Below are 12,685 nucleotides of genomic sequence, written 5' to 3' on the forward strand. Positions count from 1 at the left end.
CCTGAGCTCACTCTGATCATCGCGGGGCACTTCAGTGCCGACTCTTCAGCACCAGCTGCGCCGGCGAGCCGTCAGGCCGCTCGATCGTCACGTCCAGCGCGGTCAGTCGCTGCCCCGTGCAGGGGCCACTGAGGCACAGGCCCTGCTGCGGCTCGAAGCAGGCCTGGTGACGATGACACAGGATCAGTCCGCCGGTGGCGTCCAGATAGGGGTCGCGGTGTTCGCGCTCGTCGTGGGCGGGGTCAGCGATCAGGCGGCTGCCGCGGTGCGGACAGGCGTCGAGATAGGCGTGCAGTCCATCGGCCAGCCGGATCAGCATGGCCGGGCGGCCATCCTCGAGCCTGATCGGCAGGCTGCAGCCGATGCGCAGCTCCGGCAGTGGCAGGCGGAGCAGGCGGCGTGTCATGCGGGTCTCCTCTGAGTGGGCGAGAGGCGTTGGTGAAGAACGCGGTGCGTTCGGGCATCAGGGGGCTCGCATCGGGTATCATGGGGCAATGACGGCCAGCAGGGAATGCTCGGCTGCCGCTGGCAGTGCTCGACCTTCCGTGCGCGATGGACTGTGTCGCCGTTGGCCATTATCGCCTTTCTTCACGCCTGGTTATCTTCATGTCGCTATTTCATCGTCCCGCCTTCCTCCGTCCTGCCCCAGCTGGGCAGGCAGGCCTCACGCGTCGCCAGTTGCTGGCTGGCTTGGTCGCCGGCGCCGGCGGTCTCTCGTTGCTGGGGAGCGGGGCGCTGCAGGCGGCTCAAGCGCCGCCGGGGCCGCTTCCGCCTTTGCCTGCCTGGCATGATCCCGACGCCTCACATCCGTTGCTGGGCAGCATTCTCGTGGCGCAGGGCAATCGACGCCTGTCACCGGCGGCACTGGTGGACTGGGCGCAGGCGCATCCGCTGGTGCTGCTGGGAGAGCATCACGACAACCCGGATCATCATCTGTTGGAGCGCTGGCTGATCGATGCACTGGCGGCACGTCGTCAGTTGGGTGGCGTGGCAATGGAAATGCTGGATTCCCGTCAGGATGCGGCGCTGTCACTGGTCAATCGCACCTCGCTGGCCGTGGCGGGCCTGCCGGATGAGGAGCTGATGCGCCTGCTGGCATGGGATGCACGCTGGAACTTCACCGATTACTCGAGCGTGTTGCGTGGTGTGCTGGACAGCGGCGCCCCCCTGTCGTCCGCCAGTCTGACCAGAGAGCAGGTGCGCGCGGTGATGGCCCAGGGCCAGACGGCGCCAGCACTGCCGGAGGCCGTGCTGAGGCTGCAGCGCGAGGCGCTGGATGAAGGCCACTGTGGTCTGCTGGGGGCAGAGCGCCTGGATGGTCTGCTGCGTGCCCAGCTGGCGCGTGATCAGCAGATGGCGGAGCGTCTCGAGGCGCTGGCCAATCGCGATGCCACGGCGTTGCTGGTGGCCGGCAGTGGCCATGCGCGTCGCGATATCGGCGTGCCGCGCTGGCTGACCCGGGATTCGCTCTCCATCGCACTGATGCCGGTGGCCTGGGGGGAGGAAGGTCAGCCGCTGACCCAGCTCGATGACTATCTTCCGGAAAGTGCGGGGGCGGCCCCGGCGTACGACCTGGTGTGGTTCACCCCGGCCGTCGCTCAGACGGAGGATGCCTGCGCGGGACTGCGTGAGGCGGCGGATATCGCCACGCCGGATCTGCCGGGCTGAGAAAGCGGGCCGGGCGAGCAACGCTGGCATGAAAAAAGGCACCTCCTGTGAGGTGCCTTTTGCGTTCTTGCATCGCGTCGCTCAGTCGGGCTGCGCTCAGCCGCTCTTGACGTCGACCTGGCCTTCCGCGCGACGACGGGCCGCTTTCTGCGGCGTGGCATCCCCGTCGGCGTCATTGGCCTGGCTGTCGTTGCTGCCGGCCTGCTCGCGGAAGCGATCCTCGATATACGTGATACGAGTGCGTCCGTGGGGCACCGGCTTGAAGTCGGCATCGACACTGACCAGCACGATGCGGTCGATGGTCAGGATGCGTTCACGCGTGATCTTGTTGCGGATCTCGACGCACAGCGAGATGGACGTGCGGCCAAAGGCGCTGGCGGTGATGCCCAGCTCGATGATATCGCCCTGGCGCGCACTGGAGACGAAGTTGATCTCCGACATGAACTTCGTCACCACGCGGGAAGTCCCCAGCTGGACGATGGCGTAGATGGCCGCTTCTTCGTCGATCCAGGCCAGCAGACGTCCACCGAACAGGGTGCCGTTGGGGTTGAGGTCTTCGGGCTTGACCCATTTGCGGGTATGGAAGTTCATGCACTCTCTCCTCGGGATGCCGGCGCACCTCACCGGAAGTGCGAGCCGTGATCCTCAGCTGCGTTTACCCCGAAAGTATATAGACTTTAGTTGCGACTGTCTGTGCATGGCCCGGATAGCGCAACGCTATCGCGCCGCGGGGAGAGCGCGGGGAGAATTGGCGGCGTCATGACGCGAAACGGCCGGCAGGGACTCCCTGTCGGCCGTCTTTCCAAAGGCGGTGTGGCGAGTGTGATCAGCGCTTGTCGGGCGGACAGTTGTCGCGGCAGACGCGGAAGATGGCCACCTCTCCGAACAGATTCGGCCACCAGGTCGCCGCCGGATGTGGCTCGTGATCGCCATTGCCGACTGCGCGGTCGATGATCTTGAGGCCCTGGGCACGACACAGCCGCTCGAAATCCGCAAAGGTCGAGAGGTGGATGTTGGGGGTGTCGTACCAGGCGTGCGGCAGTGACTTGGAGACCGGCATGCGCCCCTTGAGCCCCAGGTGCAGGCGGTGACGCCAGTAGGCGAAGTTGGGGAAGGTGATGATGGCTTCACGTGAGACGCGCATCATCTCTTCCAGCGCACGATCCGGACGGCGCAGTACCTGCAGGGCCTGGGACATCACCACGCGATCAAAGGTGTCATCGGCGAAATTGGCCAGACCATCATCGACATTCTGCTCGATGACGTTCACGCCGCGCGCCACGCAGGCGCTGATGTTGTCGGGATCGATCTCCAGTCCGTAGCCGAATACCCCCTTGGTCTCCTTGAGCGAGGCCAGCAGGGTGCCATCCCCACAGGCGAGATCCAGCACGCGGCCACCTTCGGGAATCCAGTCGTGGATCTGGGCGAGGTCGTTACGCATGGCTGGCCTCCTGGGGAGCGGTGTGCAGGGGAGAGGCTGCTTTGCAGGCCTTGTCGTATGCGCGGGTCAGGAAGTTGCCCAGCACTGCCTGATAGCGCTCTCCCGGCAGCAGGAAGGCGTCATGGCCGTGAGGAGAATCGATGTTGGCATAACTGACGTTCTTGCCGGCATGGATCATGGCGTTGACCAGCTCGCGCGAGCGTGAAGGAGCGAAGCGCCAGTCGGTGGTGAAGCTGACGACGAGCACCGGGCAGCTGATCGGTGCCATGGCCGCGGCCAGATCATCGCCGGCCGTGGCGGCGGGATCGAAGTAATCGAGTGCCTTGGTCATCAGCAGGTAGGTGTTGGCATCGAAGGCGGTGGAGAAGGTATCGCCCTGGTGGCGCAGATAGCTCTCGACCTGGAAGTCGACGTCGTAACCGAAGTTGAGGCGGTCCTGACGCAGGTCGCGCCCGAACTTGGTGCCCATCGAATGCTCGGAAAGATAGGTGATGTGACCGACCATGCGCGCCAGCTTGAGGCCGCGCTTGGGCACGGCATCGACACGCGAGTACCAGCCGTCATGGAATTCCGGGTCAGAGCGAATCGCCTGACGCGCGACTTCATTGAAGGCGATGTTCTGCGCCGAGAGTTTCGGCGTGCAGGCGATGATGGCGACATGACCGACGCGATCAGGGTGGTCCATCACCCACTGCAGCGCCTGCATGCCACCCAGCGAGCCACCGACCACCGCCGCGAAGCGGGTGATGCCGAGAGACTCGGCGAGGCGCTTCTGGCTCTCGACCCAGTCCGGCACGGTCACCAATGGGAAGTCAGGCCCCCATTGCTCGCCCGTCTCCGGGTTGATCGAGGTCGGGCCGGTACTGCCGTGGCAGCCGCCGATGTTGTTCAGCGCGATGACGAAGAAGCGCGAGGTATCAATGGGCTTGCCGGGGCCGATGTAGTCGTCCCACCAGCCAGGCTTGCGGTCGCTCATGGCGTGATAGCCAGCCGCATGATGGTGGCCGGTGAGGGCGTGGCAGATCAGGAGGGCGTTGCTGGCGTCCGCGTTCAGCTCGCCGTAGGTCTCGTAGACCAGCGAGTACTGCTCGAGGCGTCTGCCGCAGGCCAGCTCCAGCGGGGTATCGAAGTGGGCAGTCTGAGGCGTGACGAGACCGACCGAATCCGGGGGCAGGGAATCAGGCATCGTGGTGAAGGTTTCCAGCATCATGTCCAGCAGAGTGTTCGGGGCAAGGCCCGTGTCCGGGGCGCGAAGCCGCGGTGATGCGCCTTGTGGGCGTCTCGTGCACCGTGGTTCTGGCTTCGGCCGAGGGCTCACTCTAGCACAGCGTGCGCACGCGTGATCCAGTGACACACGATGCAAGAGCGCCCGCCACGGGAGTCCGTGGCGGGCGCTGATCTCGTCGGCCTGCGCCTTGGGCGCGTGCGAGCCATCCTGGCTGGCGGAGCGCCGGCTTAACTGAAGGCGCTGCGCAGCATGCCCAGTGACGGCAGGGTCTGGTTGATCAGGCTGCCGACCAGATTGAGTGCGATGAACACGAAGATCGGCGACAGATCGAGCATGCCGATCGACGGGATCACCTTGCGCACCGGCTTCATGATCGGATCGACCAGCTGATGGACCAGGATGGCGCCCGGGTGGTTGGCCTGGGGGGCGACCCACGACAGGATGATCATCGCGATCAAGGCGAAGAAGTAGATGTTGATGATGCTGTCGAGCATGGTGCCCAGTGCCGTCAGCGCGATGAAGCCGATCGGCAGCATGCCGCCGAACAGCGCGCCGATGGCGACCAGCACCAGGCTGACGACGATGAAGGCGGCCGCCAGCGTGGCGATGTCGAAGCGCCCCAGCGGGCGCAGGATGCCCTGCAGCGGTGCCACCAGCGGATTGGTCGCCTTGACCACCGACTGGGTGACCGGATTGTAGAAATCTGCACGAGACAACTGCAGCAGGAAACGCAGCATCAGTATATAGACGAACAGTTGCAGCAGGATGGTGACCAGCTGAAGTCCGATGTTACCCATAGCACCCATGGGGCCTTCCTTAAGACGGTGAGTTGAGGACGCGAATCTGGTGTCGGCGTGTCATGCCATCAGCATGCCAATCCGAGATGAACGCAGCATGATGGCGGTTTCCCGAGTGGGCTGCCAGTCAGGCGCTCTGCACGCTGCCACTCGTGGCGTGGCAATCCCGCCACAGGGGTTACTGGTCCAGCTCACGCGCCAGCTCTGCAGCCCTTGCGCTGGACGCCTTGGCCGCACGGCTGACGATCTCGCGCAGGCCATCTCCCTCGAAGCTGTTGATGGCACGTTCGGTGGTGCCATTCGGCGAGCAGACACGGCGACGCAGCTCTGCCGGCTCGTGCTCGCTGGTGAAGGCCATCTGCGCGGCGCCGCGTCCGGTCTGGATCGCCAGTCGGCGCGCCGTCTCGGCATCCAGTCCCAGTTCGATACCGGCGGCTTCAAGCGCTTCGATGAACAGGAAGAAGTAGGCCGGGCCGGATCCGGAAATCCCGGTGACCGCTTCCAGCAGACCTTCTTCCTCGACCCATTCGACGATACCGACCGCGGTCAGCATCTCGTCCATCAGCGCACGTTGCTCATCGGTCACGCGCGAGGTGGCGTAGAGGCCGCTGGCACCGACGCCCACCAGCGAGGGGGTATTGGGCATGCAGCGGATGATGGCAAGCTCTCCCCCCAGCCAGCGCTCGAGACTGTCGCAGGTGATGCCGGCCGCGACCGAGATGACCAGCGGCTTGCGCTCCTGTACGGCAGGCGCCAGGGCCTGGCAGACGTCATGCATCATCTGGGGCTTGACGCCCAGCACGATGACATCGGCACGTGCGACGGCGTCAGCGTTGTCCTGGGTCGTGGTCACGCCGTAGCGTTGCTCGAGCGCCTCGAGGGTATCGCGTGAACGGGCCGTCGCGATGATGCGGTCTGCCGGATAGCCGGCCTCGATCATGCCGCCGAAGATGGCGCTGGCCATGTTGCCGGCACCGATGAAGGCGATGGTGCGGGGAGTGGCGGAGGTCTGGTGCGTCATGCGGTGCTCCTGATCGTTCGGATGGGATGGGCCGGCGAGCGGTGAGTCTGTGCACTTTACCGCGGCTGCTTCGCGAGAGTGACGTTCGTGGCAGTGAACCGTGCGTCCGAGGCTGCCGGAGGTGACTCGTCCGCGGGCTGCGCATGCGTCAGTGGCGTGCGTGAATCGTGTGCGGGCGGCGTCAGTGAGTGGTCTCAGTGGGCGCTGGAATAGTCACGCGCTCCGAAGAGGGCCGTGCCGAGACGGACCAGCGTCGCGCCTTCGGCGACGGCGGCCTCGAGATCACCACTCATGCCCATGGACAGGGTGTCGAGCTTGGCCTGAGGGTAGCGGGCCGCGGGGAAGCGAGCCTGCAGCTGCTCCAGCAATACGCGCAGTGTCCTGAAGGGCGCCTGCCTTTCCTGCAGGTCAGCCTCGGATGAGGCGGGGGCGGGAATCGCCATCAGGCCTCGCAGTCGCAGGTTGGGCAGTGCCAGCACCGTCTCGGCCAGGGCAATCAATTCCTCGGGTGTGACGCCTGCCTTGGTGGCCTCGCCGGAGACGTTCACCTGCAGACAGATGTCGAGTGGCGGCAGGGTCTCGGGGCGTTGCTCGCTCAATCTGCGAGCCACCTTCTCACGCTCGACGGCATGTACCCAAGAGAAGTGTTCGGCAATCGCGCGGGTCTTGTTGGACTGGATGGGGCCGATGAAGTGCCATTCGATATCGGTGAGGTCCGACAGCGCCTGCTGCTTGTCCAGCGCTTCCTGCAGATAGTTCTCGCCGAAGGCCCGCTGGCCATTGCGCCAGGCAGCACGAATCATCCGGTCGGGCTTGGTCTTGCTCACCGCCAGTATCCGGGCTGCCTCTACGTTGCGTTTACTTGCCAGCAGTGCCTTTTCCAGCCGCGCACGGGCCTCTAGGATACACTGAGTAACACAAGCTTCGTCGTCGGGGACTGCAGTCATGCGGCTCGGCTCCAGAATTTGCGAAATATCTTCACGGTTGATGGCTCGGCGTCGTGGGCGCCACCGGTAGTATGGGCTGGATAGGGCGTTCGTCATGATATCCACCGCACCATCTGCTGAAGAGCCACATCACACTTACACCCGAGTCCACGGGACTCGTTGGTACAAGAGCTTCGGTCTTCGCGAGGGATCTGCATGGATATTACCGAACTGCTGGCTTTTTCGGCAAAACAGAACGCATCGGATCTGCACCTGTCCGCCGGCCTGCCACCGATGATTCGCGTCGATGGTGACGTACGACGCATCAACGTCCCTTCGATGGATGACAAGCAGGTGCGTGCGCTGATCTACGAGATCATGAACGACAAGCAGCGTCGCGACTTCGAGGAGTTTCTCGAGACGGATTTCTCCTTCGAGGTGCCGGGCGTCTCGCGCTTCCGTGTCAATGCTTTCCACCAGGGGCGGGGGGCGGGTGCCGTCTTCCGTACCATCCCGTCGGAAGTGCTGACGATGGAAGACCTGGGGCTCGGCGAGGCGTTTCGCAAGATGTGCATGCTGCCGCGTGGCCTGATTCTGGTCACCGGCCCGACGGGGTCGGGCAAGTCGACCACGCTGGCGGCAATGGTCGATTACATCAACGAGAACAAGTACGACCACATTCTCACCATCGAGGACCCGGTCGAGTTCGTCCACCAGTCCAAGCGTTGCCTGGTCAACCAGCGTGAAGTGCATCGTGACACCCACGGCTTCGCGCCGGCTCTGCGTTCGGCATTGCGTGAGGACCCGGACGTCATTCTGGTCGGCGAGCTGCGAGATCTCGAGACCATCCGTCTGGCACTGACGGCCGCCGAGACCGGGCACCTGGTCTTCGGCACCCTTCACACCACCTCGGCGACCAAGACCGTCGACCGCATCATCGACGTCTTCCCGGGCGAAGAGAAGGCGATGGTGCGTTCGATGCTGTCCGAATCCCTGCAAGGGGTCATCGCGCAGACGCTGCTCAAGAAGGTGGGCGGCGGGCGCGTGGCAGCGCACGAGATCATGCTTGCCACTCCTGCCATCCGCAACCTGATCCGTGAGGACAAGGTGGCGCAGATGTATTCCTCCATCCAGACCGGTGGTGCGTTGGGGATGCAGACGCTGGATTCGGCGCTGACGCGACTGTTGGCCGAGGGGCTGGTGACCAGCGAAGACGCGCAAGCGAAGGCCAAGGGGCTGCTGGGATAGTGCGCGACGGCCGTGCAGTGGTGTTGCCAGACGACATCAGTGACAGGGCAATGCCCATGGCCGAATCCAGGTCGAGACAGGCGAGACGGCACGCCTGAAGACCATCACGGGCGTTGTCTTCGTCGGGACGGATGGTCGTTGCGATAAACGATAATAAAACCGTAGTTTGAATGTGACTTCACAGAGTGGATCGGGACACGGCTCATGACTCCTCATGAATGGCTGCAGGAACTCCTGCAGTTGATGGTCAGCAAGGGCAGCTCGGATCTTTTCATCTCGACGGGGACTCCGCCGCAGATGAAGGTCAACGGGCGAATGGCGGCGCTGGGTGACAAGAAGCTCGGTGTCGATCAGGTGCGAGAACTGGTGCTTGCGCCGATGAGCGACATGCAGCGAGAGCGCTTCGAACAGGAGCGTGAGGCCAATTTTGCCCATAGTTTGCCGGGGGTGGGGCGTTTCCGGATCAGCGCCTTCTATCAGCGTAGCCAGATGGGCATGGTCATCCGTCGCATCCAGCTGTCGATTCCCAGCCTGGAAGAACTGCGCCTGCCGGAAATCATCAAGAGTCTCTCGGAGACCAAGCGTGGTCTGGTGATCTTCGTCGGGGGCACGGGTGCCGGCAAGTCGACCTCGCTGGCGTCGATGATCCAGCACCGCAACCAGACCTCAAGTGGCCATATCATCTGCATCGAGGATCCGATCGAGTACATCCATCCCCATCAGCGCTCCATCGTGACCCAGCGCGAAGTGGGGATCGACACCGAGTCCTTCGAGGTGGCGCTGCGCAACACGCTGCGCCAGGCGCCGGACGTGATCATGATCGGCGAGATCCGTTCGCGTGAGACCATGGAGCATGCGCTGACCTTTGCGGAAACCGGTCACCTGTGTCTGGCGACCTTGCACGCCAACAACGCCAACCAGGCGCTGGATCGCATCATCCACTTCTTCCCGGAAGAGCGTCACGAACAGGTATGGATGGACCTGTCACTGAATCTCAAGGGCATCGTGGCCCAGCAGCTGCTGCCTCACAAGAGTGGCAATGGCGCACAGCGAGTGCCGGCCATCGAGGTGATGCTGCGCTCGCCGCTGATCGTCGATCTGATCCGCAAGGGGGCGGTGGTGGAGATAAAGGACGTGATGAAGCGCTCCCAGCAACAGGGCATGATGACCTTCGATCAATCGCTCTATGCGTTGCATCAGCAGGACCTGATCACCGAGGAGGTGGCATTGGCGCATGCCGATTCCGCCAATGACCTGCGTCTGATGATCAAGTTCGGCGATTCCGACAGTGCTCAGGAAGCGCAACTGGATGTGATGAATGCCGCCAGTCGCTTCTCGCTGCAGGACGACGATGGCTGAAGTCCGTGGAGAATCTGGCCTGCGACGGTAGATGTCTCAGGTACTCGACGAAGCCGCGCTTCTGTTTTGCCAGGAGCGCGGCTTTTTCATGTCTGCGCGCGATGGGTCAGCGTGCGTAGAGGCCCCCCAGGACTCTGGGGCCGCGTGCTCCCGTCACGCTGATGAGATTGCCGGGGCGCTCCAGCACTCTGCGGGCGGCCAGCCACGCGAAGGCGCTGGCTTCGAGGAGATCGGCATTCCAGCCAAGCGAGGCGCAGGTGGCCAGGCCGGTGGGGTGGCTTGCATGCGCAAGGCGCTGTTCGAGCGCGGCCATCAGGGCGGTGTTGCGCGCTCCGCCACCACAGGGTGTCAGTCCCGCCAGTGATACGCCGGTATGCTCAAGTGCACGCGCGATGCTCTCTACCGTCAGACTCAGCAAGGTGGCCTGCACATCGACAGGGGCCTCGCTGCCTGTCAGGTGCTGCTCCAGCCAGCCGAGATGGAAGTCCTCGCGTCCGGTACTCTTCGGCAGCGGTCGAGTGAAGTAATCCGCGCTGAGCAGACGATCCAGCAGCTCCTCGATGACATGGCCGCTGGCGGCCCAGCTGCCCTGAGGATCAATCGCGGCCCCCTGATGGCGTGCATGCCAGGCATCCAGCAGGCAGTTGGCCGGGCCGGTATCAAAGCCGATCACTGCCGCCTGCGAGTCCAGTGGCGGGAGCAATGTCAGGTTCGCGATCCCCCCCAGGTTCAGCAGTCCCCGCCACTGGTCTGGCTGAGCGAACAGCGCTGAGTGAAATGCCGGCGCCAGAGGCGCTGCCTGCCCACCGGCCGCCAGATCCCTGCGGCGGAAGTCTGCCACCACGGGGATGCCGGTCAGCTCGGCCAGCAGGCTGGGGTTGTCGAGCTGCAGGGTGTAAGGCGTCTGACAGGGCTGATCGCTGAAGCCATGCGGGCGGTGCTCGATGGTCTGTCCATGGCTGCCGATGGCGCGAATGTCTTTCGGTTCCAGTCGCTGGCGAGACAGCAGCTGGCGGATCGCGTCGGCGGCCAGTTCGGCCAGCGCCTGCTCGGCTGCGGCAAGATCACGAAAATGCGCATGGTCCTCGTGCATCAGACGCCAGAGGCGAGTGCGCAGGGGGTCCGGAAGCGGCAGATCCAGACCGTCGATGAAGCGGATGTGCTCGCGCAGCGCAATGCAGTCCTGATGGGGTTCGATATCGAGCAGGGCGACATCGAGGCCGTCGAGGCTGGTGCCTGTCATCAGGCCGAGGTAAAGCGCCATGGAGATCTCCCGGGCAGTGAAACGTGGGTCAGCGAGTCTGCCGTGCGCCCCCGAGTCGCGGAAGTCTGGTTGGCATCCTCATGGCCAGAGGCGGAGCAGGGGTGCATGGTCTGCGTGTCATGCTAACATTCTCGGCCAACATGCCCCGTTACGAGGGGAGCAGCAACGGTCAGAGAGGGCAGGATGAGCGACAAGTCAGTAGTGGAAGCGCTGGAGATCATCAAGCGCGGTACCGATGAGGTGCTGGTCGAGGAAGAGCTGATCAAGAAGCTCGAGTCCGGACGCAAGCTCAGGGTCAAGGCGGGTTTCGATCCGACGGCGCCGGACCTGCACCTCGGGCATACCGTGCTGATCAACAAGCTGCGTCAGCTGCAGGATCTTGGCCACGAGGTCATCTTCCTGATCGGGGACTTCACCGGACGCATCGGTGATCCGACCGGCAAGAGCGTGACGCGCAAGCCGCTGACCGAAGAGGACGTGAAGGCCAATGCCCTGACGTATCAGGAGCAGGTCTTCAAGATTCTCGACAAGGACCGCACGCGAATCGCCTTCAACTCCGAATGGATCAGCAGGCTCTCTGCCAGCGACATGATTGAACTGGCGGCTTCCAGCACGGTGGCTCGCATGCTCGAGCGGGATGATTTCGACAAGCGTTACACCGGCAACCAGCCGATCTCCATTCACGAGTTCCTCTATCCCCTGATCCAGGGCTATGACTCCGTGGCGCTGGAGGCGGATATCGAACTCGGCGGTACCGATCAGAAGTTCAACCTGCTGATGGGCCGTGAGCTGCAACGCCAGCGTGGCCAGGAGCCGCAGGTCGTGATCACCATGCCGATCCTCGAAGGTCTGGATGGCGTGCAGAAGATGTCCAAGTCGCTGGGCAACTACATCGGTATCAATGACCGTCCGGGCGAGATGTTCAACAAGATCGTCTCCATGCCGGACTCGCTGATGTGGCGTTACTTCGAGCTGCTCTCGCTGCGCCCCATGGAGGAAGTGAAGGCGCTGATGGCCAGCATCGAGAATGGCGCCAATCCGCGCGACATCAAGATGGAGCTGGCTCGGGAACTGGTGGCGCGTTTCCACGATGAAGAGGCGGCTGCCACGGCTCACCTCTCCAGTGGCAACCAGCTGGCAGAAGGTGAGCTGCCGGCGGACATGCCGGATGTCACCGTGAGCCTTGAAGGGGCAGAGGTCGCGCCGATCGCCGCCGTGCTCAATCGTTCAGGTCTGGCCAACAACAGCGCCCAGGCCAAGGACATGCTCAAGAATGGTCGCGTGAAAGTCGATGGAGACGTGATCGAGCCTTCCTACATGGCGCCTTTCGATACGGCCATCGTCATCCAGGCTGGCAAGAAGCGCTACGCACGTGTGACGGTGACTCGCTGATCCGACGCGAGATGTCTGACCGACCATTCGGCCCCGCCATTTCTGGCGGGGCCGAATGTGTTTCTGGCCAGGGAAGAAAGGTGTCAGCAAGCGACGGCGAGACGAGGTCATAGGAGCAAGAAGAGGTGATGAGAGAATAGGTGTCGCCCGCATGTCCTCGAAATGACAATCGATGGAAAAAGCCCTTGCCCTCAGCCCGGTTCGTGCGTAAAGTACGCATCCGCTGCCGGGGACGCATGGCGTTACCAGCGGTGAAAGAGGTTTGCAGGTGATTGTTTTGTTTGATGTTTTTGAAGTCCGCTTCCAAATCATCGATTGACAATCCCGGGCGATTCGCTAGA

At 63.5% G+C, this 12,685-nt stretch carries 13 protein-coding genes; 4 read left to right on the top strand and 9 right to left on the bottom strand.

Annotation, left to right across the window (positions count from 1 at the left end; translation table 11 throughout):
* Positions 1 to 31 precede the first annotated feature (31 nt).
* Positions 32 to 406, bottom strand: coding sequence for a Rieske 2Fe-2S domain-containing protein (locus tag HXS66_RS11275; protein ID WP_077379454.1), 375 nt, complete (start codon positions 404 to 406; stop codon positions 32 to 34).
* Positions 407 to 606: 200 nt separating this feature from the next.
* On the opposite strand from HXS66_RS11275, the gene HXS66_RS11280 reads away from it, so the two are divergent.
* Positions 607 to 1,668 (top strand): ChaN family lipoprotein, encoded by a 1,062-nt coding sequence (locus HXS66_RS11280; protein WP_176503568.1) that lies wholly within the window; start codon positions 607 to 609, stop codon positions 1,666 to 1,668.
* A gap of 96 nt (positions 1,669 to 1,764) precedes the next feature.
* Here HXS66_RS11280 and HXS66_RS11285 read toward each other — a convergent pair whose 3' ends face one another.
* From HXS66_RS11285 to HXS66_RS11310, 6 genes are all read right to left on the bottom strand, one after another.
* Complete coding sequence (locus HXS66_RS11285) at positions 1,765 to 2,259, bottom strand: acyl-CoA thioesterase (protein ID WP_077379450.1); 495 nt, start codon at positions 2,257 to 2,259, stop codon at positions 1,765 to 1,767.
* Positions 2,260 to 2,494: 235 nt separating this feature from the next.
* Positions 2,495 to 3,109 carry a methionine biosynthesis protein MetW gene (metW, locus tag HXS66_RS11290; protein ID WP_077379447.1) on the bottom strand — a complete coding sequence of 205 codons (615 nt, stop codon included), beginning with the start codon at positions 3,107 to 3,109 and terminating at the stop codon, positions 2,495 to 2,497.
* Positions 3,102 to 4,295, bottom strand: a complete 1,194-nt coding sequence (locus HXS66_RS11295) for a homoserine O-acetyltransferase (RefSeq protein ID WP_176503569.1) — start codon at positions 4,293 to 4,295, stop codon at positions 3,102 to 3,104. The genes metW and HXS66_RS11295 overlap by 8 nt, the downstream gene beginning before the upstream one ends.
* A gap of 269 nt (positions 4,296 to 4,564) precedes the next feature.
* Entirely contained in the window at positions 4,565 to 5,143 is a 579-nt protein-coding gene (locus tag HXS66_RS11300; protein WP_176503570.1) for a YggT family protein, read from the bottom strand.
* 169 nt (positions 5,144 to 5,312) lie between these two features.
* Positions 5,313 to 6,155 carry a pyrroline-5-carboxylate reductase gene (gene proC, locus HXS66_RS11305; protein ID WP_084209472.1) on the bottom strand — a complete coding sequence of 281 codons (843 nt, stop codon included), beginning with the start codon at positions 6,153 to 6,155 and terminating at the stop codon, positions 5,313 to 5,315.
* A 194-nt stretch (positions 6,156 to 6,349) separates the two neighbouring features.
* The gene (locus HXS66_RS11310) at positions 6,350 to 7,102 is read right to left on the bottom strand and encodes a YggS family pyridoxal phosphate-dependent enzyme (protein ID WP_077379440.1); all 753 of its coding nucleotides are present in this window, start codon (positions 7,100 to 7,102) and stop codon (positions 6,350 to 6,352) included.
* Between the two features lie 195 nt (positions 7,103 to 7,297).
* Between HXS66_RS11310 and HXS66_RS11315 the strand changes: the two genes are divergently transcribed.
* Positions 7,298 to 8,329 carry a type IV pilus twitching motility protein PilT gene (locus tag HXS66_RS11315; RefSeq protein WP_077379438.1) on the top strand — a complete coding sequence of 344 codons (1,032 nt, stop codon included), beginning with the start codon at positions 7,298 to 7,300 and terminating at the stop codon, positions 8,327 to 8,329.
* Between the two features lie 204 nt (positions 8,330 to 8,533).
* On the top strand, positions 8,534 to 9,688 hold the full coding sequence (locus HXS66_RS11320) for a PilT/PilU family type 4a pilus ATPase (protein ID WP_077379436.1): 1,155 nt from the start codon (positions 8,534 to 8,536) through the stop codon (positions 9,686 to 9,688).
* A gap of 106 nt (positions 9,689 to 9,794) precedes the next feature.
* On the opposite strand, the gene HXS66_RS11325 is transcribed toward HXS66_RS11320, so the two are convergent.
* Positions 9,795 to 10,952, bottom strand: a complete 1,158-nt coding sequence (locus HXS66_RS11325; protein WP_084209469.1) for an anhydro-N-acetylmuramic acid kinase — start codon at positions 10,950 to 10,952, stop codon at positions 9,795 to 9,797.
* 183 nt (positions 10,953 to 11,135) lie between these two features.
* Between HXS66_RS11325 and tyrS the strand changes: the two genes are divergently transcribed.
* Positions 11,136 to 12,344, top strand: coding sequence for a tyrosine--tRNA ligase (gene tyrS, locus HXS66_RS11330; protein ID WP_176503571.1), 1,209 nt, complete (start codon positions 11,136 to 11,138; stop codon positions 12,342 to 12,344).
* On the opposite strand, the gene HXS66_RS17365 is transcribed toward tyrS, so the two are convergent.
* A partial coding sequence (locus HXS66_RS17365) for a hypothetical protein (protein WP_218015168.1) occupies positions 12,295 to 12,685 on the bottom strand: 391 nt, incomplete at its 5' end. The two genes, tyrS and HXS66_RS17365, sit on opposite strands and share 50 nt — an antisense overlap.

It is taken from the genome of Cobetia sp. 5-11-6-3, assembly GCF_013374055.1.
GTDB classification, from domain to species: domain Bacteria; phylum Pseudomonadota; class Gammaproteobacteria; order Pseudomonadales; family Halomonadaceae; genus Cobetia; species Cobetia marina.

Bases quoted from the DNA above. Each gene is read 5' to 3' on its own strand.
- HXS66_RS11295 (WP_176503569.1), bottom strand. From the start codon at position 4,295: ATGCCTGATTCCCTGCCCCCGGATTCGGTCGGTCTCGTCACGCCTCAG.
- HXS66_RS11325 (WP_084209469.1), bottom strand. From the start codon at position 10,952: ATGGCGCTTTACCTCGGCCTGATGACAGGCACCAGCCTCGACGGCCTC.
- HXS66_RS11280 (WP_176503568.1), top strand. From the start codon at position 607: ATGTCGCTATTTCATCGTCCCGCCTTCCTCCGTCCTGCCCCAGCTGGG.
- HXS66_RS11315 (WP_077379438.1), top strand. From the start codon at position 7,298: ATGGATATTACCGAACTGCTGGCTTTTTCGGCAAAACAGAACGCATCG.
- tyrS (WP_176503571.1), top strand. From the start codon at position 11,136: ATGAGCGACAAGTCAGTAGTGGAAGCGCTGGAGATCATCAAGCGCGGT.
- HXS66_RS11320 (WP_077379436.1), top strand. From the start codon at position 8,534: ATGACTCCTCATGAATGGCTGCAGGAACTCCTGCAGTTGATGGTCAGC.
- HXS66_RS11310 (WP_077379440.1), bottom strand. From the start codon at position 7,102: ATGACTGCAGTCCCCGACGACGAAGCTTGTGTTACTCAGTGTATCCTA.
- metW (WP_077379447.1), bottom strand. From the start codon at position 3,109: ATGCGTAACGACCTCGCCCAGATCCACGACTGGATTCCCGAAGGTGGC.
- proC (WP_084209472.1), bottom strand. From the start codon at position 6,155: ATGACGCACCAGACCTCCGCCACTCCCCGCACCATCGCCTTCATCGGT.
- HXS66_RS11300 (WP_176503570.1), bottom strand. From the start codon at position 5,143: ATGGGTGCTATGGGTAACATCGGACTTCAGCTGGTCACCATCCTGCTG.
- HXS66_RS11285 (WP_077379450.1), bottom strand. From the start codon at position 2,259: ATGAACTTCCATACCCGCAAATGGGTCAAGCCCGAAGACCTCAACCCC.
- HXS66_RS11275 (WP_077379454.1), bottom strand. From the start codon at position 406: ATGACACGCCGCCTGCTCCGCCTGCCACTGCCGGAGCTGCGCATCGGC.